32 protein-coding genes are annotated in these 25219 nt (G+C 43.7%); 9 read left to right on the top strand and 23 right to left on the bottom strand.

Features of this window, described 5'->3' with window-relative positions; translation table 11 throughout:
• Positions 1–415: 415 nt before the first annotated feature.
• The 3 genes from ANME2D_RS01565 to moaC are packed head-to-tail and all read left to right on the top strand — an operon-like array spanning position 416 to position 2494.
• On the top strand, positions 416–1882 hold the full coding sequence (locus ANME2D_RS01565; protein WP_048088566.1) for a bifunctional ADP-dependent NAD(P)H-hydrate dehydratase/NAD(P)H-hydrate epimerase: 1467 nt from the start codon (positions 416–418) through the stop codon (positions 1880–1882).
• Positions 1863–2033, top strand: a complete 171-nt coding sequence (locus tag ANME2D_RS18360) for a hypothetical protein (RefSeq protein ID WP_198527328.1) — start codon at positions 1863–1865, stop codon at positions 2031–2033. The genes ANME2D_RS01565 and ANME2D_RS18360 overlap by 20 nt, the downstream gene beginning before the upstream one ends.
• Positions 2034–2035: 2 nt before the next feature.
• On the top strand, positions 2036–2494 hold the full coding sequence (gene moaC, locus ANME2D_RS01570) for a cyclic pyranopterin monophosphate synthase MoaC (RefSeq protein WP_048088567.1): 459 nt from the start codon (positions 2036–2038) through the stop codon (positions 2492–2494).
• A 191-nt stretch (positions 2495–2685) separates the two neighbouring features.
• Here moaC and gatD read toward each other — a convergent pair whose 3' ends face one another.
• The 5 genes from gatD to cyaB all read right to left on the bottom strand — a co-directional run bounded on the left by gatD (position 2686) and on the right by cyaB (position 9898).
• Positions 2686–3930 (bottom strand): Glu-tRNA(Gln) amidotransferase subunit GatD, encoded by a 1245-nt coding sequence (gatD, locus tag ANME2D_RS01575; RefSeq protein ID WP_048088568.1) that lies wholly within the window; start codon positions 3928–3930, stop codon positions 2686–2688.
• Positions 3931–3999: 69 nt separating this feature from the next.
• Positions 4000–4794 (bottom strand): S16 family serine protease, encoded by a 795-nt coding sequence (locus ANME2D_RS01580; protein ID WP_048088570.1) that lies wholly within the window; start codon positions 4792–4794, stop codon positions 4000–4002.
• A gap of 61 nt (positions 4795–4855) precedes the next feature.
• Complete coding sequence (locus ANME2D_RS01585; RefSeq protein WP_048088571.1) at positions 4856–6349, bottom strand: PsbP-related protein; 1494 nt, start codon at positions 6347–6349, stop codon at positions 4856–4858.
• A 130-nt stretch (positions 6350–6479) separates the two neighbouring features.
• Positions 6480–9302, bottom strand: coding sequence for a DEAD/DEAH box helicase (locus ANME2D_RS01590; protein WP_048088574.1), 2823 nt, complete (start codon positions 9300–9302; stop codon positions 6480–6482).
• A 41-nt stretch (positions 9303–9343) separates the two neighbouring features.
• Positions 9344–9898, bottom strand: coding sequence for a class IV adenylate cyclase (cyaB, locus tag ANME2D_RS01595; RefSeq protein WP_048088576.1), 555 nt, complete (start codon positions 9896–9898; stop codon positions 9344–9346).
• Positions 9899–10039: 141 nt separating this feature from the next.
• On the opposite strand from cyaB, the gene albA reads away from it, so the two are divergent.
• The 4 genes from albA (at position 10040) to ANME2D_RS01615 (ending at position 13384) form a co-directional block, all read left to right on the top strand.
• On the top strand, positions 10040–10309 hold the full coding sequence (albA, locus tag ANME2D_RS01600; protein ID WP_048088578.1) for a DNA-binding protein Alba: 270 nt from the start codon (positions 10040–10042) through the stop codon (positions 10307–10309).
• Positions 10310–10490: 181 nt separating this feature from the next.
• On the top strand, positions 10491–11396 hold the full coding sequence (locus ANME2D_RS01605) for an ammonia-forming cytochrome c nitrite reductase subunit c552 (RefSeq protein WP_157833896.1): 906 nt from the start codon (positions 10491–10493) through the stop codon (positions 11394–11396).
• A gap of 4 nt (positions 11397–11400) precedes the next feature.
• On the top strand, positions 11401–12153 hold the full coding sequence (locus ANME2D_RS01610; protein ID WP_052368508.1) for a formate dehydrogenase subunit gamma: 753 nt from the start codon (positions 11401–11403) through the stop codon (positions 12151–12153).
• A gap of 91 nt (positions 12154–12244) precedes the next feature.
• The gene (locus ANME2D_RS01615) at positions 12245–13384 is read left to right on the top strand and encodes a deoxyhypusine synthase family protein (RefSeq protein ID WP_081810079.1); all 1140 of its coding nucleotides are present in this window, start codon (positions 12245–12247) and stop codon (positions 13382–13384) included.
• Between the two features lie 28 nt (positions 13385–13412).
• On the opposite strand, the gene ANME2D_RS01620 is transcribed toward ANME2D_RS01615, so the two are convergent.
• The 5 genes from ANME2D_RS01620 to ANME2D_RS17770 form a co-directional block, all read right to left on the bottom strand.
• Entirely contained in the window at positions 13413–13682 is a 270-nt protein-coding gene (locus ANME2D_RS01620; RefSeq protein WP_048088582.1) for a hypothetical protein, read from the bottom strand.
• A 12-nt stretch (positions 13683–13694) separates the two neighbouring features.
• On the bottom strand, positions 13695–14996 hold the full coding sequence (locus ANME2D_RS01625; protein ID WP_048088583.1) for a prephenate dehydrogenase: 1302 nt from the start codon (positions 14994–14996) through the stop codon (positions 13695–13697).
• Complete coding sequence (gene aroE / locus ANME2D_RS01630; RefSeq protein WP_048088584.1) at positions 14993–15808, bottom strand: shikimate dehydrogenase; 816 nt, start codon at positions 15806–15808, stop codon at positions 14993–14995. Before aroE ends, ANME2D_RS01625 begins: the two co-directional genes overlap by 4 nt.
• Positions 15809–15941: 133 nt before the next feature.
• A complete protein-coding gene (locus ANME2D_RS01635; protein WP_048088588.1) occupies positions 15942–16175 on the bottom strand; it encodes a hypothetical protein in 234 nt (77 codons plus the stop codon).
• A 155-nt stretch (positions 16176–16330) separates the two neighbouring features.
• A complete protein-coding gene (locus ANME2D_RS17770) occupies positions 16331–16468 on the bottom strand; it encodes a hypothetical protein (protein WP_157833897.1) in 138 nt (45 codons plus the stop codon).
• Between the two features lie 75 nt (positions 16469–16543).
• Here ANME2D_RS17770 and ANME2D_RS01640 point away from each other — a divergent pair, with 75 nt between their 5' ends.
• Positions 16544–17437 (top strand): triphosphoribosyl-dephospho-CoA synthase, encoded by an 894-nt coding sequence (locus tag ANME2D_RS01640; protein WP_048088590.1) that lies wholly within the window; start codon positions 16544–16546, stop codon positions 17435–17437.
• Positions 17434–18012, top strand: a complete 579-nt coding sequence (locus ANME2D_RS01645; RefSeq protein WP_052368509.1) for a DUF447 domain-containing protein — start codon at positions 17434–17436, stop codon at positions 18010–18012. The genes ANME2D_RS01640 and ANME2D_RS01645 overlap by 4 nt, the downstream gene beginning before the upstream one ends.
• A 94-nt stretch (positions 18013–18106) precedes the next feature.
• Here ANME2D_RS01645 and secY read toward each other — a convergent pair whose 3' ends face one another.
• From secY to rplX, 13 genes are read right to left on the bottom strand one after another with little or no spacing between them, the layout of a single operon-like run.
• A complete protein-coding gene (secY, locus tag ANME2D_RS01650) occupies positions 18107–19594 on the bottom strand; it encodes a preprotein translocase subunit SecY (protein ID WP_048088594.1) in 1488 nt (495 codons plus the stop codon).
• A gap of 5 nt (positions 19595–19599) precedes the next feature.
• Positions 19600–20055: an uL15m family ribosomal protein gene (locus tag ANME2D_RS01655; protein WP_048088600.1), complete on the bottom strand. Its 456-nt coding sequence runs from the start codon at positions 20053–20055 to the stop codon at positions 19600–19602.
• Positions 20056–20060: 5 nt separating this feature from the next.
• Positions 20061–20522 (bottom strand): 50S ribosomal protein L30, encoded by a 462-nt coding sequence (locus tag ANME2D_RS01660; RefSeq protein ID WP_048088601.1) that lies wholly within the window; start codon positions 20520–20522, stop codon positions 20061–20063.
• Positions 20523–21146 carry a 30S ribosomal protein S5 gene (locus ANME2D_RS01665; protein WP_048088603.1) on the bottom strand — a complete coding sequence of 208 codons (624 nt, stop codon included), beginning with the start codon at positions 21144–21146 and terminating at the stop codon, positions 20523–20525.
• A 5-nt stretch (positions 21147–21151) separates the two neighbouring features.
• A complete protein-coding gene (locus ANME2D_RS01670) occupies positions 21152–21670 on the bottom strand; it encodes a 50S ribosomal protein L18 (protein ID WP_048088605.1) in 519 nt (172 codons plus the stop codon).
• A 2-nt stretch (positions 21671–21672) separates the two neighbouring features.
• On the bottom strand, positions 21673–22125 hold the full coding sequence (locus ANME2D_RS01675; protein ID WP_048088606.1) for a 50S ribosomal protein L19e: 453 nt from the start codon (positions 22123–22125) through the stop codon (positions 21673–21675).
• Between the two features lie 4 nt (positions 22126–22129).
• Entirely contained in the window at positions 22130–22579 is a 450-nt protein-coding gene (locus ANME2D_RS01680) for a 50S ribosomal protein L32e (RefSeq protein ID WP_081810080.1), read from the bottom strand.
• 5 nt (positions 22580–22584) lie between these two features.
• Positions 22585–23115, bottom strand: coding sequence for a 50S ribosomal protein L6 (locus ANME2D_RS01685; protein ID WP_048088607.1), 531 nt, complete (start codon positions 23113–23115; stop codon positions 22585–22587).
• A 9-nt stretch (positions 23116–23124) separates the two neighbouring features.
• The gene (locus ANME2D_RS01690; RefSeq protein ID WP_048088608.1) at positions 23125–23514 is read right to left on the bottom strand and encodes a 30S ribosomal protein S8; all 390 of its coding nucleotides are present in this window, start codon (positions 23512–23514) and stop codon (positions 23125–23127) included.
• Positions 23515–23523: 9 nt separating this feature from the next.
• The gene (locus ANME2D_RS01695) at positions 23524–23676 is read right to left on the bottom strand and encodes a 30S ribosomal protein S14 (protein ID WP_048088610.1); all 153 of its coding nucleotides are present in this window, start codon (positions 23674–23676) and stop codon (positions 23524–23526) included.
• Positions 23676–24173 (bottom strand): 50S ribosomal protein L5, encoded by a 498-nt coding sequence (locus ANME2D_RS01700; protein ID WP_081810114.1) that lies wholly within the window; start codon positions 24171–24173, stop codon positions 23676–23678. The genes ANME2D_RS01695 and ANME2D_RS01700 overlap by 1 nt, the downstream gene beginning before the upstream one ends.
• A gap of 9 nt (positions 24174–24182) precedes the next feature.
• The gene (locus ANME2D_RS01705) at positions 24183–24875 is read right to left on the bottom strand and encodes a 30S ribosomal protein S4e (RefSeq protein ID WP_048088613.1); all 693 of its coding nucleotides are present in this window, start codon (positions 24873–24875) and stop codon (positions 24183–24185) included.
• Positions 24876–25217 (bottom strand): 50S ribosomal protein L24, encoded by a 342-nt coding sequence (rplX, locus tag ANME2D_RS01710; RefSeq protein ID WP_048088615.1) that lies wholly within the window; start codon positions 25215–25217, stop codon positions 24876–24878. It lies immediately after the preceding gene.
• Positions 25218–25219: the final 2 nt, after the last annotated feature.

A 25219-nucleotide genomic window follows, 5' to 3' on the forward strand; every position in this document is an offset into this window, starting at 1 on the left:
CATTTTAACTTCTCCATGACATCCTTATCTTAGCAAATTGTCTAAATTGGATTTTTAGATGTATTCACATTGTCCCAGGAGCTTTGCACCTCTGTATTACTGCAAAAGCACATCCCGGTAAGATTACCCCAAATGGAAGGGGTAGCTCGTTGGCAATTCATAGCATAGCTTTCTTGTCGCACCGAACTCGATACGAACTCGAGCTGATGAGTTCGTTTAAGTTCGTTTTGAGTTCGTTGTTAATCGTCTTTTTCATTGTTATCTATGAACCACAGTTCATAGCTGACTTTGCGGTGAGCGATCTACACATTAAACCGCGAAGAACGCAAAGTACGCAAAGAAATAAAATCATACCAACACATAATGTAACGGCCCCTGAATAAATTATAAGTGCATACGGATATTATATTTGATTATGGAAGCAATTACCTCATCACGGATGGCGGCAATTGATGCTAATTGTGAATATCTTGGTATAAAAAGGCTTCAGCTCATGGAAAATGCCGGGGCTGCTGTCGCCCATGCCATAAAAAAAAGGATAACATCAGGCAGGATCGTGATCATAGCAGGCCGCGGGAATAACGGGGGAGATGCCTTCGTAGCTGCGCGGCACCTGTGTGATTATGATACCACGGTCATACTTATTGGCAGAAAAGAGGGCATTAAAACACAGGAGGCAAGGCATAACTGGAATATACTTGAGAAGACATCAATACCCCTGATCCAGATCACAGATTCAACAATGTTAGATACATCGCTGGTAAAGAACGCAGATATCATCATAGACGGGATCTTTGGAACAGGTATAAAAGGAAAAATATCTGAACCTGAATCAACTGCAATAGACATTATTAACGAATCAGGCTCCCAGATTGTATCAGTTGATGTACCCTCAGGTTTTGATCCTGATGGAGGAGAGTTTGAGAAATCTGTCAGGGCGGATCTGACCCTGACATTCCATAGGATGAAAGTGGGCCTGCTTGCAGGCGGTGCTGGTAAATACACAGGTGAGATCCAGGTCGTTGATATTGGTATTCCCCGAGAAGCAGAGCTCTTTGTCGGGCCAGGGGATATACAGCCGTTCCTGAGGCGGGCCCCCTCAAGCCATAAAGGCGACGCAGGCAGGGTACTGATCATAGGCGGCGGGGCATACTCAGGCGCGCCTGCGCTGTGCGCCATGGGAGCGCTGCGTGCGGGTGCGGATATTGTCACGGTGGCTACGCCAGAAAACGTCTCTGGCATAATTGCCTCGTTCTCACCCAATCTTATTGTTCGCCAGCTTTCAGGCGATAGGCTTGTAGAGAACGATATCCCGCTTATCTCAGATCTGATCAGAAGACATGATGTTGTGGTCATTGGCATGGGTCTTGGAACAGCAGAGGATACTATCCGTGCTGTCACAAAGATAGTTCCACTGTGCAGGAAGGCTGTGATAGATGCTGATGCGCTCGGGCCTTTCCTGCGTCCTCTGCTGCATAAGAATATCATCATTACCCCTCATGCAGGTGAAATGAAGCGCTTATCCGGCGCTGATGTGCCAGAAGATGAAAAAGAAAAGATTAGTTTTATCAAAAATTTTGCCCGGGATAATAACGTCACAGTCTTATTAAAAGGCGTTATTGATATTATCTCGGACGGTAGCGAAGTTCGCGCCAGCAGAACAGGAAACGCAGGTATGACCGTGGGCGGGACTGGAGATGTGCTTGCAGGTTTGACAGGCGCTCTATTTGCAAAGCACGATGCCCTTGAGGCAGCGAGCGCAGCGGCTTTTATTAACGGGGCAGCAGGTGATATGGCTTTTGAAGAATTCGGATACGGTCTTCTGGCTACGGACGTTATTGATTATATAACGGAGGTAATGTATGAGAGAGATTCTGGCTGATATAGAACGCAATAGAATACGAATCGTAATTAGATACGATGAAGATGAGATGGTTGTAAGACTAAAACTAAATGAAGCAAGGGAGTTATCAGAGAAACTGAATGAGCTACTCCTGGATTTTGAAGAAAGAAAAAAGATAAGGATAGATTGAATATGTTTTCGCATATCCAGGATGACAGGGCAAGGATGGTTGATATCAGCAGTAAGCCCGATTCTGTAAGACGAGCGGTCGCTATGGGAGAGATACAGTTAAAACCAAGGACCCTGGAGGCTATAAAGAACAGGCAGATTGAGAAAGGTGAGGTACTTGAGACTGCACGTATCGCTGCTATTATGGCAGTCAAGCATACATCGTTCGTTATCCCCATGTGCCATACGATACCGATAACAAGTATTGATGTTAGATTTGATGTCGGCATTGATATCATCAAAGCAACAGTTGAAGTCAAATCAACAGGACAAACCGGGGTTGAGATGGAAGCGCTTCATGGTGTCAGTGTAGCACTGCTGACAGTCTGGGATATGGTTAAATCTGCTGAGAAGGATGAGACAGGCAATTATCCGTTCACCAGGATAGATAATATTAGAGTTTTAGAGAAATCTAAACAATAAGCCCTGGAAAATAGGAGTAGTGATCAGGTATCTAATTAAAACGATGGGTCGAAGGAGACTGAGGGTACTAAAGGCGTTAGATACCTGATCCTACTACATTGATAATGATGGTTTTACAAGTATTTAATATTTACGCATATATTATTTGATGTTTATAATTATTATCATTATCACCATAATTATGTTAATTATCATAGGGATATGCTCTGCATGATCTCACCTGCTATACTGGTGTGCATCAGCTCTCTCACTTTTTCAAGATCGGATGTCTGACCCAGTACCCACATCAGTTTCACAAGAGCTACTTCAGGCAGCATATCCTCACCTTCGATTGCACCTGCTTTTAATATATCCCTTCCCGTGTCATACACACGGTCGCATACCCTGCCGTTGATGCACTGCGATGTCATGACAACAGGTATCCCGGCATCTGTGGCATTCCTGATAAGAGGAACCCATTCAGTTGATACATGGCCAAGACCTGTGCCTTCTATCACGATACCTTTATATCCTGAGCCTGAATGGAATAATAGGGATTCGCCACTTGCTCCTGCGGCGTATTTTATCAATGCGCACTTTGGTTCAAGCTTATCATGAAGAGCAAGCTTATTCTCTCCCTGCCTTGCGTATGTAGATATTGTTTTTATCTCGCGGGAGGGATACTCAACGTGTCCAATTGGTCCTGAGTTTATCGACTGGAAGGCGTCGCGCCTTGAGGTATGCATCTTCCGAACTCTGGTTCCCCTGTGTATATAGCAGAAATCGTCACTTGTTGAGCCGTGCATCACCACGCAAATCTCGGCGATATCGCTTGTTGCAACAGCAGCAGCACAGACCGCGTTCATGGCATTATCGCTGCTGGGCCTGTCCGCGCTTCTCTGGGAACCGACAAGGACGATAGGAACCGGGGTTTTGATCATGAACGACAGCGCAGCAGCCGTATATGTCATAGTATCAGTGCCGTGTGTGATGATGATACCGTCTGCGCCGTTCTTTATTTCCTCGTGTACGGCGCGTGCAAGCTCAACCCAGTAGGAGGGGCGCATATTCTCACTCAAGATATTGTAGATCATACGGCAGTTGTAATTTGCTATTCCCTCAAGTTGGGGTATTGCGCTCAGGATGTCCTCTGCTGAGAACTGTGATGTGACTGCCCCTGTGCGGTAATCTATCCTGCTGGCAATCGTGCCGCCTGTTGAGAGTATGGAGATACTGGGCAGATCTTTTTGCTTTTTAACGGGTATTAAAACGGGTTTAGGGATTTTTTCTTCTTTCTTCTCAAGCAGAGTTATAGATGCGGATTCACGCTTTATCCCGATATTATAGCCATTTTTTAACTTTAAAACGACTTTATCCGTCTGTGAAGGCATCAGGGTTCCTTCATAACTGACACCTTCGCTCTCTATTCTGACTTTATCGTATTCTTCGGCTTGCATAACTCGTTATTCATATCTGTTAAAGATAAAAAACTATCTTCCATCCGGGTTTATATATGCCAGGGATATTTACGAGCTATCAGGAATAATATATTTCAGTGCATCATCGATCAGAAACACTTCTTTAACCTCCAGATCTTGAATGCTCACGTTCTGCCCGATAGGAACAATAAACTTTTTTGCCCCAAATTCTTTTGCAGCCATCCCTTTTTCTTTTACAGCGCCCACTTTTCCTATAGTATGATATTCCTCAATAGTTCCTGTAATTAGTACATCTTTGCTGATGTTACGTCCTTCTATTGCGGCTATGATTGCAATAGTCATTGCTGCACCGCCGCTGCCCCCGCCAATCTCAGATCTCTCACTGCTCACAGGGGCATGTATGACGATTAGAATATCCTTTTCTTTAGGGTTGATTTTAGTTATTTTACTGGCAACTTTGACCGCAGTCTGGACAGAGGATTGCAGGGTCTCATCGAAAAGAACATTGGCCACATCCACAAATAGACTGCCGTTGCCACTTTTAATTATGACCTCTAATGGAATAACTGCGCCCTTGCCCTGTGAATCTACCCCTATGATAGCATAGTTGCTTTTTGCGGTTTTTTTCAGTTCAAAGAGTTCTTGAACAAATGTCTCTTTCTGCGCTCTCTCCTCGCTCAATTTTGCTTCAGAGAGATTTAGCTTTGATTCTAAATCTATAAGGCTATTTTTCAAATCCAGTATCTGTTTTTGTTGCTCATCTGAGCGCTCAGTGAATTCTTGTATAATCCTATTCTTTTGCTCAAATTTTTCGTAGACTGAAACAAAGCTAAACAAAACCAATATCAAAAGAAGTATTAATAATAATTTTCTTATATTCATGCTCACTTTCTCTCAATAAGGGTGTAAACAGGGAGTTCATTGATAATAATTGAATTATCGATCATGATAGAATATACTTATTAGGACTTCCTTTTATAAAAAACGAATTTACTATATTATCAAACATGGGCTTATATGAGTTATAAACTGTGCCAAGAGAATATCCGCTGATAGTGTAACCTTTTCCATCCACTACAAAAATGACCTGTTTTGCTTTAAAGCCTATAGGAGGATATTCGTATACCCATTCTAACCCATCCCTTCCGTTTATTGTCACATTTTTTTCCTCTGAGATTTTTAATCCAGGTACGAGTTTTTTAAGATACTCCAGGCGAGTTTCACGATACTCCGCTAAGTTAAGCTTACCCACAGATTCAACAACCACTTGAACGGTATAAATAGAACCATCACTAAATTCAAAAGATGAGCCGTATCTATCCTCTGTAGAACTAAAGTCCCAATTTTTAGGGTATGCAATACGGAAGTTTAGTTCATCGTTTTTATATAACTTATACCCTTCAGGTAATTTTATATCTGGTTGGATCTGGCGGGGTTTTGCTGGCAGTTTACCATATTCAAGCAGTTCAAGCTCATCTTCAGTGGTTGTTCCCAGCGCATTTGTTGACATCCGGTATTTTGCAAATCCATTTAATTCTGGAACATACCATCCCTCCCCAACACCTGTTGCCATTGAGTAACTCATTTTTTTCCGCAGGTAATAACCTGTATAAGTACCGCCAGGAACAGTGATTTTTTCTTTTTTAACTACCTCACCATTAATCTCAGTCTTACCTATCCCGGTAATCGATCCACTCCAGGTCTCTTTCATTCCGATTTTGAAGGGGAAGTTAGAACCTGGAGGATCCATTTCTATAGTCTTACCTCTCAATAGTGAGCCATCTTCATAGTATTCTGTCATTCTTAATGAGAAATCATCTACTGAATAATATGATAGGGCATATGTTCCATTAAGATCACCTTCCCATGTTTCCTTTATCACATAATATTCCCTGTCTTCTATAGTATCCTTATGAGTCACTTCCCTGGCCTGTAACCCTGAAGCTTTTCCTTTTGTTTGATTATAAATCCAGAATTCGCCTATCTCCAATTTAGGTGCCGGAACATAAGAATTGACCGTGATAGTATAATTTGTAGTGTTGATATTGGTTTTGACCTCAAGGGTAAGATTAAAAGTCCCGTCTGATAAAGCACTATAATTGAAGGGAATAATAACTTTTTGATCTTTAGGTAATATTTTAACTTCCTTGCTATATTGCTGGTCTACAAGCGATATTTCTGGTGGCACTGAGAGGCTAACTACAATATCCGTAGCATCAACCTCCGGTGACATAACCCCTACTTCAAGTACATCCTGTTCGCCAATCAGGACTTCAATGCTCTCAGGCATAAAAATTGTCAGATTATACGTTTGAGAGCCAATGCAACCGGATGATAGAATCACTAAAAAAAAGATAATTAGTATGCTCATACCAGGGCATAATTTTCTGGTTCCAGGCTGCTCTAAAATCCTATCTGATCTTGTATATCCATTCATCTACATCCCAGTCAGATTACTTGGTAGTTATAAAAATAGTTTTTGCTATATCAAAGTAATAGAGCCCATACTAAAGATATTACATATATTCCCCTGATAAAAGCCCTGAAAGCTTTCAGGCTTTTTGCATTCACCCATCCCAGAACCTCTTCGTCTTAGCATAATTTCTCTCAGCGATCAGGATATCCCTGTAAAACTCCTCCTCGTCCTCCCTCATCTTCCTGATAACCCGTGAAGCAGTCTCAGGCCCTATGCCTCTTGATGCAAGCGCAATCGCCGCGGTCTTTCCCTGCGAGAGCACAAGGTTCGCATTCCTGTAAACCCGCATCGTCCTTTTCTTCTCTTCTTCTGTCTTTTCTTTCTCAGGCTTTTTTACTATCTTGATCTCCTCTTCCTCCCAGGGTTTTAGCGCGGCTATCAGCCTGCTGCTGCATAATGGGCATTCAGGGGTCTCTGGCACGCTCTTTACCATCTTACTGGATTTCCATTTCTTGCAGTTCACGCAGAACAGGATAACACGGTCTTCCATTATCCTGTTCTTCAGCGCCATTATTATAGAGCTGTCAGCCCTCTCAGGCGCCATCAGCTCCCTGCCGCCCAGGAAACCCGCCTCGCCTATCGGACTTGGTGGCTGGATCACAAGCTTTATACTGCCGCTGTGGATTTTGCCCAGTACTGTTTTTGCGCCCTCTATATCAAGCTTGTTATGGAATATCTCGCGCACTGCCTCATCATACATGGGCGTATGCTCAAACACATCAAGCAACTTCCTCATACTTATGCGGTCATAATCAATATCCCTGCTCAGAGCGCCGAATTTCCTGGCAACATGAACCATCTTCCATTTAAGCAGTATGGTGTTCTTCAGCATCATCTCTATAATCGGCTCTATGTAATCAGGGCTTGTTTCAAGAAGCAATTCTTTTACCCTATATGCGCCAAACATCTTTGGGAGCTCAAGTTTAATCCTGTACGGGTCTATCTCCATTGCAACACTTGCGCCGAACCTGGCTGCAAGTAAAGACGTCACCACGCGCCCCAGGGTCTCGTTCACTTTATGCCCGCCGCAGATGTTGATCACGATTGTTTTCTCATCCTGTTCAATCACCACGATATCATCTGTTGGCACAGTACGATTGGCTTTTACCTGGTTCCTGATCAACTCCAGTATCCCAGTTGCTGCCTCGCTGTCTGCTGGATAATTCTCTCTATAGTCTTCTATGATTTTTTCAGTGCTATTACCGCTTATGATCTTTTCCAAGATGCGCTTTCTTATAACCCCCACTTCCTGTGCCACCTCATACGGCACAGGTATCTCCTCACCAACCCAGTTCGGGATCTCGCCCTGCGGGTCACTGATTGGCTCCACCTTTATCCTGCTTTTTTCACCTATCATTTCGATTACGCGCCACATCTCACCCTTTGCTATGAACACAGCGCCAGCTTTCGCAAAATTTACCACGAACGCCTCATCGAGTGCCCCAATCGTCCTCCCGCTCACTATATCAAATATCTCAAAACGTTTTTCATCAGGGATCATGGAGAGGTTCTCATAGAAATACTGCCAGGTCTTCTTTTTCCTGCTGATCGTATCATTTTCGAATCGTATAAGCCTGTTATCGTTTAATTGTTTGATTACTCCAGATAAAAGCTCGATCTTGAGATTCCGATAAGGGTATGCCCTTTTTACAATTGAATATGCTCTTTTGAGCTGAATCTCACTTAAATCAAGTGCTAGCCCGCATATCTGGTTTGCAAGTGTATCTGTGCTGTTCTCATGGATATCGACAGTCTCGATCTCCCCCGCCTTTGCCCTCCGTGTGATCGCAGAGGACTCAGCCGCATCATCAGCACTGGTTGTAATTATTGTTCCACTTGAGATCTCACCCACCCAGTGTCCTGCCCTTCCTACCCTCTGTATCAGGCGGGTAACCTCCCTGGGTGACATATACTGGATTACATGATCCACATCTCCTATATCGATCCCGAGCTCCATTGATGATGTGCAGATCAGTCCTGAAAGTATGCCTCTTTTAAAATTACTTTCAGCCTCTATGCGTGCCTCTCTTGAGAGACTGCCGTGATGTACTCCGATAGGGATATTGAGCATCCTGAACCTGGAGCCAAGCATCTCTGCTGCTTCCCTTGTATTTACGAATATGAGCGTGGATTTATGTTTCCCGGCGATATCTGCTATAACACGGATATGTGAGGCCACATCGGGTGTGCACATCAGTTTTTTTGAAGACTGCATATCCTCTGGCGTCGGTCCCGGGCATACCACATTAAAATCAAGCTGTTTGATAAGAGAGACCTCGATCACGCGGGCAATTCTATTAGTTCCTGCAAGAAAACGTGCGATCTCCTGTGGCCTTCCAACTGTTGCAGAGAGCCCGATCCTCTGGAACTCACCGCATACCTCAACAAGCCGCTCAAGAGCAATGGACAACTGCGCCCCGCGCTTTGAAGAGGCAAGCTCATGCACCTCATCAATAATCACGTGTGAAACTGTCCTCAGGTTCTCCCTGAGCCTCTTTCCTGTAAGCATTACCTGCAGGGTCTCAGGTGTTGTGACAAGAAAATCAGGTGGTTTTAATGATTGTTTTTGCCGCTCATATGCAGTCGTATCTCCATGCCTGACCGCAACTCTGATATCAAGCTCATTCTCCCACCACTCAAGACGTGAGAGCATATCCCTGTTTAAGGCGCGAAGCGGGGTAATATACAGAACGGAGATACCGCGTCTTTCCTCCTCTTTTTTCTGCATAATGCTATCAAATACCGGAAGCACTGCTGATTCTGTCTTACCTGAGCCAGTCGGTGCAATCAGCAGTACATGCTCTTTGCTCAGCACAGCCGGGATAGTTTCCACCTGAGGCTGGGTGGGAGCAATAAAACCCTGCTTTACTAATGCACCCTGAAGTCCGGGATTAAGTAAGCTGAACACGCCCATAAACACTAAAGAAGGTGGTGATGTTATATATATTTGTTCGTCTATAGACCAACAATCCCTTTTTTATTCTTCTTAAGTAGCATCTCAAGATAAGACTCACGGACTGTCGATACCCTGCTTATACCCAGTTTCTCAATCAATTTAAAAATGGTCTCAACTTCTTCTTCATAGTTCCTGGAATCATTAATGGATGCTTCAACCTCTATAAAATCACCGAGATTTCGCACATTATCAAGGGCTATAAAATAATTCCCGAGCCTGTATATCTTTCTTTTTTTAACTATAGTCGTAACAGGAGAGAAACCCAGGGACGATAATATGTTTCCCATGTTACCGGCATCGTTTACCTCGACTTCGAATTCTTTTCTTGTTTTAGATACACTGTCCATCTTTGGACCTTTATATGTTAAAAAATATTTGCTGCCCTGGGATCTTATTCTTAATGCTTCATCTGTCACCCAGAAGTCACGAAATGGTGCATTGTAATAAGTATCCGCCTGATTCTCTATCCCGATAGGAACTGCCCCAAGCTCGATTATTGATCTCTCGATTCTCTTTGGATCTTCTACACGTGCTTTTACTTCAACTTCTATCATTTATTATCTGTTTGTCTTACCAATATATGAAATTGTTTATTTTTACCTCCAGAAGGACTGATACATTGATTATGGCAATAATTCAGTTAAATATATGTAGCATGGTTGTAATTCATCTTCTATAAGTTCAGGGATGAGGACATGACAGAAGACAATGTTGTATATATTGGAAGCAAACCTGTGATGAATTATGTTCTCGCAGTGGTTACGCAATTTAACAATGGTGCGTCAGAAGTTACTATCAAGGCAAGAGGAAGGGCAATATCAAGAGCGGTGGATGTAGCAGAAGTCACAAGGAATAGATTCGTGGCAGAATCTAAAGTAAAGGATATAAGAATCGCTACTGAAAGGATTGCCTCAGATAAAGGGGATTCTAATATCTCTACAATGGAAATCGTGATGATAAAATAATAGGATTTTTAGAGATAGAATCACAAATTATTTAAGGCATCAAGATAAAGATTATTTATAACCCACACAGTGGAAGCGGGGTTCAATACAGGATAGGAAGAACCTAAGATAATTAATGAGGTAGTGGATAATGCTATTCATCGGCATGAATTTATGCTCTTTATTGAGAAAGCGATGTGTTTTGATCTTAATAATATCATTCTTTGTATTAATTACGATCGTTTCTGCAGACGATGATCTCCCCTGTTATCACTGTCATACTAAAGTAGTCAATGAATTCAGGAACAATATCCATTATCATAAAGGTTTTACCTGTACCGACTGCCATGGAGGGAGCACACAATCCAATACTACCTCCATATCGATCGGTGTGATGTCAGGGGACTTCATCGGTGGGCCAACAAGAAACAATATAACAAATACCTGCTCAAACTGTCATGTCCAGGAAGCTACAGATTATAAGCAGAGCATACACTGGGAAGAGATTGAGAAAGGCCATCCAGAGGCAGCAACTTGCACAGATTGTCATGGAATACATGAGATACGTGCGATAAACGATCCGAAGTCATTATCAAACCATCAAAACAGCCCGACAACATGTGCAAAATGCCATTCTAACCCGGAAATCATGAGCGCATGGTACTATGGAATCAAGACAGATCGTTTTGATACATATAAAGAATCTTTTCACTGGAAGGCATTGAAGAGCGGGTATGTTGTAGTTGCAACATGTGCCGATTGCCACAACAACCACGATACAAAGTCGCATACAGATCCCACTTCAAGCACATATCCGGATAACCTGCCACAGACATGCGGCAAGGCGAACTGCCATCCTGGAACCAAATTCGATGCCAAGATAGCTGCAGGCCTTATACATGACAAGGAATCCCTGCACACAGGCAGACTGGTATTCAATAAAACAGGTATGGATGTGCAGATGAAGTCATACTATCTGGGTCCATTCGATCTTGCTTACTGGATAGCTATATTTTTCAAGATACTGACAGCAGGGGTCATAGGTCTCTTTGCAGGCATGGTGATTCTGGATTTTCTCTCACGACTGAGGATTTACAGGAGATGGTAGATATATGCAAAAACCCAGATTGCTGGAAGTCACAGAACCTGAAGGTTCAGAACTTACAGAAGGTATAGCGGGTGAAGTACTCTTTAAGCGGTTTACGTTCAATCAGCTTGTTGAGCACTGGGTAATGATCGCGACCTTCATGCTCCTGGTAGTCACCGGTATGCCTGTTAAATTCCCGGATGCCTGGTGGTCGCCTGTGATTATCAATCTTGTAGGGGGATTTGAGATGCGAACGCATATACACCATTTTGCAGGCATCGGGATGGTTCTTCTCGGGATATACCATGTTGTCTACCATGTTTTTATTGATAAGGAGCCACTTCTTGAGAGGAAAGTGTGGCCGACCTTAAAAGATGCAGGGGATTTCTGGCAAACGATTCTCTTTTATTTCGGGAGGGCAGAGCATCCTAAATACGGCAGGTATAGCTGGAAAGAGAAGTTCGATTATTGGGGAGCTTTCTGGGGAATGGTTATGCTTTGCGTTACCGGGCTTATAATGCTGTATCCTTTCGTTGCAATGAACTATATACCCTATGCATATGTTCATCTTGCGACCATTGTCCATACAGATGAGGCATTACTGGCAACATTGTTTATTTTCATAGTCCACTGGTGGAATGTACATTTCAGTCCTGAGGTGTTTCCAATGTCGAAAGCCTGGATCACAGGAAACCTGTCAGAGCAGCAGATGAAGCATGAACACCCGCTTGAGTACGAAGAAGCTATGAGGCAGATGCAAACGAGCGAAAAGCCCTAGGAATGCACGATACCTTAATTTTTAAAAAAAAATCTGGCACGAGAGCAGTATAGAAAATTATTAGATATCTTACCGAGTATTTTAAACGAGTATGCATCACATGAAACATAATTACTGGGCAGGTAAACCGATTTCTCCCATACCCCTTGACAGAGGCATGACCATAACAGAATTAGTCGACGATGTGTTCGACGGCATGGGGTATAATGCGAGAAGACTGGCTGAGGCATGTCATTTGTTCAAGACAATGATCGATGAGAACTCGACTGTATGCCTGACGCTTGCAGGAGCTATGACCCCTGTGGGCATGGGGGGCAGTATCATCAAAATGATAGAGAGCGGTTTTATCGATTGGATTGTTACCACCGGCTCAAACACCTATCACGATTTGCATTTTGCATACGGGTTACCTGTGCACCAGGGGAATTACACAGCAGACGACAATGAACTGGCTGAGCATGATGTTGTCCGGATCTATGACGTATTTATCGATATGAAGCGTACGCTTATAGCCCAGGACAGGATTATCCTGGCACTTACCCGGAAGGCTATTGAAAGAAATAAATTCCCGGAAAGATTCTCGACCGCGTACTATTATAGAACCCTTGGTGAAGGAGTGCTGGAGACCGCGAGAAATCCTGAACACTCATTCCTTGCATCTGCCTCAAAACACGATGTCCCTGTCTTTGTTCCGGCATTTGCGGACTCATCTGTCGGGATGAGCACAAGCTATCTTCCCATCATAGCCTGTGCAGGATCGAAGTCAAAGGAGCTCAATCCCGGGGATTTCGTAGACCCAAGCCCGACAATGGATGTTCTTGAGAGCGCGGCCATCGTGTACCACAGCATGATAAATAATATTGCCCGTGGCGCACTTGAGGTGGGCGGAGGCGTACCAAAGAACTTCCTGCAGCAGACAGCACCTACGCTTTCCCAGATCCTGGGCATAGAATGTCCGGGTGAGAACTATGTTATTCAGGTAACTGTTGACCGCCCCGATGTTGGAGGGCTCTCAGGCGCTACGATCAATGAGGGCAAATCATGGGGGAAAATCCCGAAGGCAGGTGAGGGAAATGTTATACCATATCTTGATGCCACTGTAGGGGCGCCAATAATATTCGCTTATGCCCTTGAGAACTGCAAGCCAAGGAAGCCCAAGAGGTTTGGCAGCGTACTACCTGACATAACACAGGAGCTCATTGAGGCTGCGGTAGCACAGGTTGAAAAATGAGTATGACAGGACATGAATTCCGCAGCGGTCACTTCTCATCATGCGTTATCCAGTAAATGGCTTTATACTTCTCTGCAAAAGTATAGATATTCTTAGCCATCACAGCCCTGCCGTATTCCCTGAGTTCTCCTCCCTGGTCTAATATATACGTATTCTCGCCAAGTTTGGTTATTTTAAAAATCTCACCCTTATCCTCTGTCCCTACGTGCAGGATGTCTCCTATTTTTAATTTCCTGAGATCCGGTCTTTTGGTTGTTTTTTCTACCATCGTATCACTGCCCTGTTTGCGGGCGTTCATAAATAATAAACCTTACCTTATAGTACATCCAATCCCCCGCAGAAGCGTCTCAACGTTCTGCTGTATGCCTGCTGCATCACAATCCCCATATATCGTTATACGGTATGTAATGCTTATAGCGTTTTGTTTGTTATAAACATCGATTATATCAGCAGATATCACTCCATCTGACCTGCTGACCACGTCTCTTATAATCTGCGGATCAGAGCCATGCGGAATGAAGACTGAAATGTCCCGTATCACGCTTCTCAGGGCAGTGGCTTTCCATGCCAGCAGTTCTTTCTCATCCAAAAGCCTTACATTCTCTATTAGAAGCTCTGCAGTCTTTCCCACTCGCTCTAAAATAACAGTCCTGGGAGTTACTTTTTTAATGATCCCGAAGTGAACCACACCTGAATATATATGCTTGAGCGCACGCTCGTATCCTATGGAGCGAACGAGTTCCTCATGCTCTGCTATCTTGGTGCCTATTAATTTTTCAGATCGCCGGAGTGCAGATTCTGTATCACCGAAATGAGATGAGGCTTTCTTCATGAGGTCCACAAAACCTTCAATATCCCTATCTCTGACAATCTCTGCCATGAGATTGCACCGGTTAATATAGGCCTTATGCACCCCTGCTACTTCGGGGTTCATCTGTATCATCGCATATAGATATGGGTTCTGGGCAAGTATCCTTCCAACAAGATCCAGCATAATGTCATACATCGGGCTCATGAATCTCCTGGATTGCGCTACATCGAACTCAAGCTCACTGAAAACAGAACCAATCGAGATATAGGCAAAATGGGTAAGACCCTGGACAACAGCCATCATTTTATCATGCTGCACGGCACCCATTACCTCTATATGCGCGCCATTATCCTCGTACATACCCCTGATCAAAGGGAACCACCTGGAAGACCTTCCCTCAATCGGAGTGAAGATCACGATCTGGCCCCTTATATCAGGTATTGAAGGCCCGAACATGGGATGCGTCCCCAGGATCTCAACATCAGCAGGCGCATATTTCTTCATTGCCTCAATCGGTCCTGTTTTAATTGATGTTATATCCATGAGTAAGCTCTCTTGAGGCATTTTTGGGGCTATTTCCTCTATGGTCTTTTCTGTGATATTGATAGGAACCGAGATCATGACGATGTCGCTTGTCGTTATCTCTCTATCAAGGTCATCTGCAAATTTAACGCCAAGCTCTTGCGCAATCTCTTTTTTCTGATTTATTCCCCAGATTATGACATCAAATCCATGTTTTTTATAAAATTTAGCAAACCAGCGGCCTGTCTCACCTGTCCCGCCGATTATCAGTATTTTCAACTCAGTCTCTCCCGAACAGCTTTTTCCATCACATCAACTGGCGGTGTACAGCCAGTCCAGATTTTAAAGGCTTCTGCACCCTGATATACAAGCATCATCACGCCATCGATAGTTCTTGCACCGGCTTTTTTTGCCTCCTGAAGCAACATGGTATTGATGGGATTATACACGATATCGAAAACAACAAGGTTCTTATGCATCATATCCGAGGTTACTATTGTTTCGGATATTTTTGGAGACATGCCAGCAGCAGTTGAGTTTATGAGAATATCGCAATTCTGGATCTGGTTTTTCAGGTCATCAAGACCGCAGGCGGTGGATCTGCCAACCCTGCTCACTTCACCTGCAAGTGATTCTGCCCGCTCAACTGTTCTGTTGGCGATAATTACGCTGGCACCATCCTTTGCAAGCTGGAATGCAATCGCCCTGGCTGCGCCGCCTGCACCCAGGAGCAACACCTCCTTTCCTTTGATCTCAATCCCGCTTCCTGTAAGTGCCATCCTGGCCCCGACACCATCCGTATTATAGCCAGTGATCCCTTTTTTGAAATCTATGGTATTCACAGCGCCTATCTGTTTTGCAGGGTCTGCTGGATCAACTATTCCAAGTGCTTTCTCCTTTAGCGGTATCGTGAGGTTCAGTCCTCCGAATCCAAGGGCATACGCTCCGTATATCGCATTGTACAGATTATCCTTATTCACCCTGAACGCATGGTATTCGCAGTCCATACCAAGTGCTCTGAAGGCTGCATTGTGCATAACAGGTGAAAGGCTGTGGGATACAGGGTCGCCAAGAACGCCGAATAGCTTCATGCTATCTTAATTATTGGTAGTGGTTAAAAGTATTTTGATATGCCAAAGGCTGGGTCTGAAAAATAAAAAAATAAAATGAAAATCTCAAAATCAGTTAGCTATCTGGTTACTGGTTGCCTGTGCCCCTGTGATATTACCTTGTAAGTGAAAGCATCTGACCTGATAATCTTTTTTCCTTCCTCTCCCTCTCGATCCTGAGCAGGGCCTCTTTTGCGCTCTTTGAATAGTATTCCTCTTCGCATTCACAACACTTTACATAAGGTTCAGATCCCCAGTGGGCGAAGACATGGAAATAGAAGTTATCTATATCACTGTTTCCGCATACCTCGCAGGGTATGAATTCCTGTATTATTTCCTGGATTCTCATAGCTTATTCCCCCAAGTTTTTCATTGTATACCGGGCTAAATTATTCAGTTCTGGAACTCTTAATCTAACCCGACACTCTAATTATCACTTAGTCGTAATAATATAAAAAGATTGCCTTATCGTCGAGATTATCCACTAAGAGTCTATCTGAAAAATCAATCCTTGATTCCCTTGAGAAGCGGATTCCTGTGATCGAAAAGATAACCGCCCTTTAGCTTAAGATCGCAGACCTTGAGAAAAGGCTGGCAGCAGCAGAGACGTAACGTGAGCGTGAGAACTGCTAAACTCAGCATGTTTTGCAGGCCTTCTATTTAATATATCTAACGCTTGCAGCGGCGGACGGTCAGTTTATATTGTTCGGAGGCTTTATGTACATCGCAATATCAGCCATGTATCAAATCTCCCTAGCCCACATCGCCCGGTGCGCGCAGCTCGCAATGCTGCTTGAAGTCTCAGCCACGCCAAAGCCCGGAAATATCGATAGAGACCACAACTACACAGATACCCGTTTTGAGCATTTTCTGGTAAGCGCGGTGGGTGTGTATCCCGTGCTTGAGAAGACCGCAGGTTCGAAATCTGGCGTTGGCTTGCTCATACGTGAAGCAGTTATCGAAAGCAGCCGCTGGCAGAACGGCGGCAACACCCACTTCGGGGCATTCATACTGCTCATCCCGCTTGTAATGGCGGCAGGAAAATGCAAGGATAAAGAAGATCTAAAAGTGCAGGCTCAGAAGGTTGTAAGAGAGACCACAGTTGAGGATGCCATAGAATTATATAGGGCGTTCTCAGAGACAAAGGTGAAAGTTAAACCTGTAGATGATCTTGACCTTGGCGATACTGCATCCATTGATAATATACAGAAACGAGGACTGACCCTTTTTGATCTGATGGAGATATCCAGCAGCTATGATATGATCGCAGAGGAGTGGATAAACGGCTTCCAGAAGACCTTTAAGTGCGCTGCATCGATCCAGGATAAGATCAAACGATATGGTATTAATGATACTGTGGTTCTTACGTTTATGGAACTTCTATCAAGCAATAAAGATACCTTTATCCAGACAAAATTTAACAGCAAAAAAGCAGAGGAGATTTCCATGAGAGCAAAAGATATCCTGAAAAAAGGCGATATCGAGGATATAAGGGATGAGATACATTCTTTTGATGAGGAATTATTAAAAGAAGGCATCAACCCCGGTTCAACTGCAGATATAATCATTGCAGGATTATTTGTATCACTTTTTGAGGGGATGAGATTTTGATCGATATCGAGGAATTCGGGATACATGAGGGGATATCTGAGATCATTCTTACAACCCTCTCGCAGGATGGTGTGCCCAATGCTGCACCGATGGGCCTGCATAGAAGAGGGAACAGGCTTTTTGCCAGGATCTATAACTCAAAGACACTGGATAACATACTGAACAGACCCACGGCGGCGGCGAATATCGTTGACGATCCGTTTTTATTCGTGCAGTCTTCCCTCTCAGATCTTGAGCCTGAAAGATTTGAGCTCATGGAAGGTTTTTCAGTTCTGAAGGATGCCCTGGGGTGGATCGTGTTTGATTGCAGCTATAAAAAAGGCACGAATGTAACGGTTGTTGAGCTATCACCCATAAGAGGAAAGATAAACCGCACAACTATAAAGCCAGTGTATCGGGGCTTCAATGCAGTTATAGAGGCTGCGGTTCACGCTACAAGATATGTGGTTTTAAAAGAACAGAAATACCTCGATTACATCAGGTATTATAATACTGTTGTCCAGAAATGCGGTGGGACGCGGGAGAAGGAAGCGATGAGGTTGCTCTATGAGCTTATCGGAATCCAGGTCAAGTGATAGCCCTATCCATGATCTTTAGTCCAGCCCTTTCCAGTTCAGAAAATTAGTCCAGCCCTTTCCAGTTCAGAAAAAAAGAAGAGATAAGATTGCTCTAATCTCTTCCAAAGAAGCTTCTCATCATTGGGTGCATCTCCATCATCTGCTGGCTGGCGATGTCCTCATACAGTCGATACATGATACTTACTGTCAGCAGTAAGCCTGTTCCGCCTGCGCCTCCTACCGTTCCGAGAAGACTGGCTATTAGCGTTAGCAATCCAATGAATGCTCCTCCGATTATCGTCACTCTGGGGATATACCGCTGCATCACACGCTCAAGCGTGCCGCTACTTCTTCTATAGCCCGGTATCTGCATTCCTGATCTCTGTATCTTCTCAGCTACGCTCTTTGCACCCATGCCTGTTGTTTCAACCCAGAAAAGGGCAAATACAATACCGCCAATGATTAACATAGCAGCATCGGTCACAACATGAAGCGCGATCTGCCAGATCGCTGGCGGCGCAACCTCAAGACCTGTGAACTGGGCTGATACAAGGGAAGGTATCCAGTCATTAGGGCTGTTAATCGGGGAGAGATAATACATAAGACCGTTTACAGGTTGTGCATTTACATAATCCCCAAATATCGTAATGTCTCTGCTTGAGAGGATAAGTCCAATCATCTGAATATTTGCCTGGAGTGCCCGCACGAGGATCATGGGCAAGACACTGGCATATATCAGTTTCACAGGGAAACGGCCGCGTGCTCCTCTTACCGCAGCATGAGCAAGCGGTATCTCGATTCGTGTACTTTCCACATATACTACCATGAGGTAGATGATTATCGTACTCAGAAGCGCCAGAATACCGCCTTTGACCAGTATGAAAAGCAAGCCTGAACTATCGAACCCTATTGAATCCAGAACACCGGATGATGGATTTAGAATGTGTATCCATTTCGGGATAAGCCCTTCAGGTAATGAATCGCCATCAACATCTCTCCAGTTAAACACGCCTGTGACTATCTGCTGTGATACACCCGCAATAATGAACAATCCTACGCCAGAGCCTATGCCCCATTTGGAGACAACCTCATCCATATACAGGATTAGTATACCTCCAAGGCATATCTGGATGAACAGTAGTAAGGTTATAACACTGACACTTACACCAAGCATGGCAGCAAGCCCTGCATCAGGCATAATAAACCCGCCAAGGATCTGCGGCAGTGCCTCCAGAACTATCATCACAAAGACAAGAAGTTTCTGCAATCCCTGGAAAATAGCCTGTTGATGCGGATCGGTCATGTCCATTTTAATGACATTAGCTCCCACAAGTAACTGCAGTACTATTGAGGCCGTTACTATAGGTCCTATTCCAAGAACCATGAGTGAACCTGAAGCGCCTGCAAAGAATGCACGGTAAAGCTCAAAAAGATCAACCGAATTTGCATCAAGTCCGAATAGAGGTATGTTTGCCAGAACAAAATACAGGATGAGAATGCCTACTGTCCACCCTAATTTTTTCTTAAAATGTACATGACCCTCAGGTCGTGATACTGCAGGCAGACGATTCAATAAAGGTGCAAGACTTTCAAAAGCCATATTCTTTACTCGGGTTTAGACGCCCCCATTTTCCCAGCCGATCCTATTGCTTCTCCCTCAGCTTCTTCGATCTTCTGTTTAGCAGTGGATGAGAACTCGCCGGCTGTAACAAAGAGAGCTTTTGTTACCTTTCCGCTGCCAAGCACTTTTTCAATGCCTATATTTGTAAGATCGATATGAAATGCATCATCCCTCTTCTGTGCAAATCCATCTGCTACAAGCTGTTCGATGGCCTCATCGATCTCACCTACATTGACTATGACCTTATCTTCAACTACGATTGAAGGTCTCTTGAATCCGTGTTTTCCAAAACTTAAACCTCGCTGCATTGCTCTAATAGTGTGATGCTTACCAATCCCTGCATTTCCACGTCCGCCGCGGCTACCTCCGCCTCTTCGGTTCTTGTGCGTACCGCCGCCGCATGTTCTTGATCCTCTGAATTTCTTTGTCTTTTGCTTCATTTAAGTTACCTCATCTTTTTCAGCAGGGAGTTTATTTCAGTTCCGTGGAATCCCAGGTCTCCCCCTTCCAGAAATGTTCTTTTGGTACCCCTGAGACCTTTTCTTGCAGGATGCAGCCTGAAGATAGGCTTTAGTCTAGGAACATCAGTTATTGATGCATTCGATTCACAAATTGCTTTTGCCAGTTCATCAAATGATTTGAATTTTGTGTTCTCACTCAGGTATTCTTCTGTCAATGGCTTTCTACCCTCAAGTTCGCCTCTGTTTTCCAGCATCTGCGCAAGGGCCTCCGGGCTAATAGTACCCCATGCAACATAATCCTTTGCCTTCTGAACCATACCCTGATAATTTGGTGTCTCAGGAATAATTACACAGTGGTTTATTCTATCAAGATGCATCATGGTGAGGGTATCCTTTATATCCTGTCTTGTTTTTACTCCACCCCGAAGTCTTACTACTGCGTACATCTATTTCACCTTCATAGTAGTGGTCTTAATGAGTGCGTTAAATGTTGCCTTCGCAAAATTAATTGTTGTTCTCGTCTCACCATTTGCTCTTGCCCATACATCTTTTATACCTGCGATCTCAAGCACTTTTTTAGCCGTTCCACCTGAGGCTAATCCAAGTCCCCGCGGAGCTGGTTTAAGCTCTACCTCTACACTTCCTGCACTGCCTGTTACTTCAAATGGAACCGTATGTCCAAGACCGCAGCCGCATTCCCATGAACCGCAGCCCCTCTTAATACCCACGATATTCATTTTGGCATTATCTATTGCTTTTCTGATTGCTATGCCCACCTGAACATCCTTGCCTTCTCCTAAACCGATAAACCCATCTCCATTACCTACTATTACAGCAGCTCTGAATTTTACCCTTCTCCCCGAGTCTGTCATTCTTTGAACCATGTTTATATCCAGTACCTCATCTCTTATATCTGGAATTAATGCATCCACTATTTGAGGCTCCCTTATCGGCAATCCTGATTCAATGGCCTCGCTTATCGTTGTTACCTGTCCCTCCTTGACAAGCTTACCCAACCTTGTCTGGGGGGCCCATTCTACTCTTTCCTCTTCGAATCCTCTGTCTCTCATGTCAGTCACCTAAATTCGCCTTGAATCTTTTGCTTAGCTGCCTCAAATTGCTCTTTTATGTTAGTTTTTCTATATCTATCTATGTGCTCACCCATAATCCTGTCTTCTGATGGGAATACCTCTGGATTATGAGGTATATCCAGCCCTGCATCTACTGCACCTTTTAGAGCTGCATATAATATACCGCCACCAGTTGTATGATATAACCCCAGATCAAGTATTGCTTCTGTTTGTCCTGTTTTCTTTGCGCGGTATCCAAGTAATAATCCGGCCAGGTAGGCTGATGGAATATTTCCAGTCCCCCCTGTATAATCATATTTTTTAAGCTCCACGGTAGTTGCTGAAGCCAGGGTCACATCACCTTCCTTTGCAGGCAGTATCAACTGGATAGTTGTATGATTTAGACTTTTTCTAACAACAAGCCGGGGTTTTTTTGATATGAGCAGTTGTTTTCTTGCCCTGTAATCCGTTTTTCCTTCTCTTGCACGCCTTAATTGTACCCTGTATCTTGGACCTGTAGCCATAATCAGACCTCCTTGCCTTTGAGCTGCTCTACATGAGACTTCAGGTGTGCCCTGCTTCTAAATTCTCCACCTTTTGCCTTGGCGTATAATCTCCTGTATGTAGATACATCAATAGTATTATTCTCTCTTAGTTCTCGAAGCTGTTTGCGCAATGCCCTGATCCTCTTCATCCACTGTTCTTTCCTGGGCCTGCGTGCGCCCTTTGCACCATTTCGCGAGCCGTGTCCTTTCCTGTGCCCGTATGCACGTGCCTCATTAAGCCTGCGCGCTCTTACACGACTTATTCCTATAATAGGCCTTTTGCCGATCTTATCTTCTTCTATTAATCTGTGGATATCCTCGCGTGTCAGGGCTGCAGCTATATCCTTTGAAGCCTCAGGATCCAGCCATACCCTGTGTACTCCTATATCCATCACCTCTGCAGCCAATCGTTTCTGGTTAGATAGATCTGTCATATGATTATCCCTCCCTTACAGGATTTAAAATCCTCAATCCTAACTCATCGGCTCGCTTCTGAATTAGCATGCGCTTCCTTGATCCCACGGTATGAGCGATTCTGGCTGCCTGTTTGCCCGCATCCATGGATTCAAGATCATCGGGATTATTCACGATCACTTCTTTAAACCCTGATGGGTGAAGTCCCCTTACAAGCGCCGGACTTCCATATCCTGCTTCTACGAGTGCAGGTTTTCCTCTCACTGAATACCTCATCTTATTATGAATACCATCTGGTCTTCTCCAGTAATCGGCAAGTTTCTTTTTCTTGTGGGAATCAGTCTGTCTGAAGGCTGGTTTTTTGCTTTTTTGTTTCTTTCTGATATCAAGAAGTCTCTTTGTCTCATCATCCAGAGTTATAGTAATCAATGGAGCCTCTTTATTTTCTATCTGCTTCTCATCTTCCTCGTTCATGCTTCTCACCGCCCTGACCATTCGATCAGATATATCCCATCCTGGAATACTCTTGGATCAAACCTTTTTATCTTTGTAGCCTGCTGAATATTAGCTGCTGTCTGTCCCACATCATCTTTGTTAATACCGTTAATAATCACCTGGTCTCCATTTATTGTGATCTTGGTGTTACCCAGGATATTGGCTTTTCTTGGTTTCTTCTCACCAAGGAAATTACTTATTAATAGCTTATCTCCCTGTGTCTTTAGTTGAATTGGAAAATGTGAATAAACCATCTTCATCTTATACTCGAATCCTTTGGTTACTCCTGTGATCATATTCTTCAGGTGAGACTCAAACGTACCCAGCATTGCAAGCTTCTCTCTTCTTTGTTCATCAGCTTCCACAATGACTTCAGAGTCAGCTTTCCGGATCATAATCCCCGGATACCAGAGTTCTCTCTGGAGTGATCCAAGTGGACCTGATATCGATACTTTTATATGATCGATAGTGACGTTCACGCCCTGCGGAATCTCTATTGTTCTATTAGTCTCCATGATCTTCACCTAATAAACGTACGCGAGTAATTGCCCACCGATACCATGCTCTCTGGCTTCAGAGTGGGTCATAACACCATCTGGTGTGGTTAAAATAATCGATCCAAAACCCCTTGCAGGTAAGAACCGCTTTTCCCATTTCTCAAATTCAATATATTTAACAGCATGTCGTGGTCTTATTACTCCGCATCTATTAATTTTTCCTTTAAGCTGTACTTTGAACAGGCCAGATTTTCCATCATCGATGAATTCAAATTCCCCTATATATCCCTTATCCTTCATAACTTTTAGTACACTTCCTGTAAGCTTTGAAGCAGGGCTAATCGTACATTCGGGTTTGCCTGTAGTCTCTGCATTTTTTATTGTTGATAATGCATCTGCTAGTGGATCTAATAACATTAAAATCACCTAAGTATATTTCTCAAAGCCCATATTATATGCCATTTCCCGGAAGCACTGCCTGCAGAGGTATATGCCGTACTTTCGAACAAGCCCCTGTTTTCTGCCGCAGCGTTTACAGGTATTCTCACCTCTTCCGAATTTTTTCTTACTTTTCTCCATTAAATTACCTCCACGCCGTACTTCTCTTTTACAAAAGAAATTGCATCTTCCTTTGTCAACCTGTGACTTTGCGGTATTTTATGCCTCTCGATCTTTCTCCTGCTTATCCTGTAGCCAGGTCTTTTAAGCGCCACGTTAATATCCATACCAAATATTCCTATTGATGGGTCATATTTCATCCCGGGAAAATCGGTGTGCTCCTCAATACCAAATGAGAAATTACCATTATCATCGAACTGGGATGCATTCAGTCTATTATCTACTATCTTCAAAGCAGTCTTAATGAACTCACTGGCTCGAGCGCCCCTTAGTGTCACCTTGCACCCGATCGGCTCTCTCTTCTTTATTGAGAATGCAGGTATAGTCCTCTTTGCCTGAGCCCTGACTGTTCTTTGTTTAACAATCGTCCCAAGCAGTTTCTCTGCATTCATCAATCTCTCACCGCTTTCTCCTGTGCCAATATGTACGGTGATCTTATCGATTGAGGGTATTCTCATTGGATCCATCTAAATCACCTTGATCTCAGGCGCTGACTCACCTATAATGAATACATAACCTTCAATGGTCTCGAATTCCTTTTCGTTGGATAACACCACCGTATTTGTTCCTGAGCCTCTGACCTTGCGGATTTGTTTTATCTTCCCGACTTCTCCTGAATGCTCGCCTCCAACAATCATGGCAAGGTTGCCGGATTTATATGGTATATGCTTTATGATCTTCCGGTCTGGTAAAGATAAGATGACTGTATCAAAGGTCTTATAATCGTTGGATGCAAGTATATTGCTTCCATCATGCAGATTAAGCTGTACTGTCCCTTTTTTTATGATTGTTTTATTGTTGATCCTGCATAACTTGACTGCATCAGGGCCTTCTTTATACAGTTTAAACCTGTTATTCGCATCTAACAGAACACGGTAATGCTCATTAAGCGCAGGAAGTGATATTATATCGAAAAGACCGGTTGTATATTTATAATCCTTTCTGGCCACGCCATCAACGAGAATTCCACCTTCGTTGATTATTCTTTTAGCTTCCCTTGCGTTATTAGCGATTTTAAGCATATCCCTGATAACTATAAGCAATGGAACTCCTGTTTCCTTTGAATGAGCACCAGCATTTGTGCCAACTACCCATGTGTGTGTCTTTCTTGTTATCGGCCAGAATGTTGGAGATGCTATTCTTTTTTGATGTTTTCCCATTTAATCACCTAAGCGCCTCTCGTCTTTGAGTTCTAATTTAGTTATAGTTACTTTTGAGGGATGGATCGGTCTTGGTACCTCAGTGCCATCTGCTTTAGTTACTGTAACACCGTCAACAGTAACCGTCATTTCCTTAAGATCAACTGCAGCAACCTTTCCCTCTGTACCTTTATAGTCTCCACGCAATACCCTGACAGTATCGCCTGTCCGTACCGGCAAACTCTTTACTCCGTGTTTTTCTCTAAGCTCGCTGCTTAGCATAGAGCCCATGAATTTATGCCTTGTATGAAGCGGCGCCTGATATCTGGATTTTCTCTGTTTTCTTGGCTGTGATGATATCATAA

Source organism: Candidatus Methanoperedens nitratireducens, from assembly GCF_000685155.1.
Lineage (GTDB): Archaea > Halobacteriota > Methanosarcinia > Methanosarcinales > Methanoperedenaceae > Methanoperedens > Methanoperedens nitratireducens.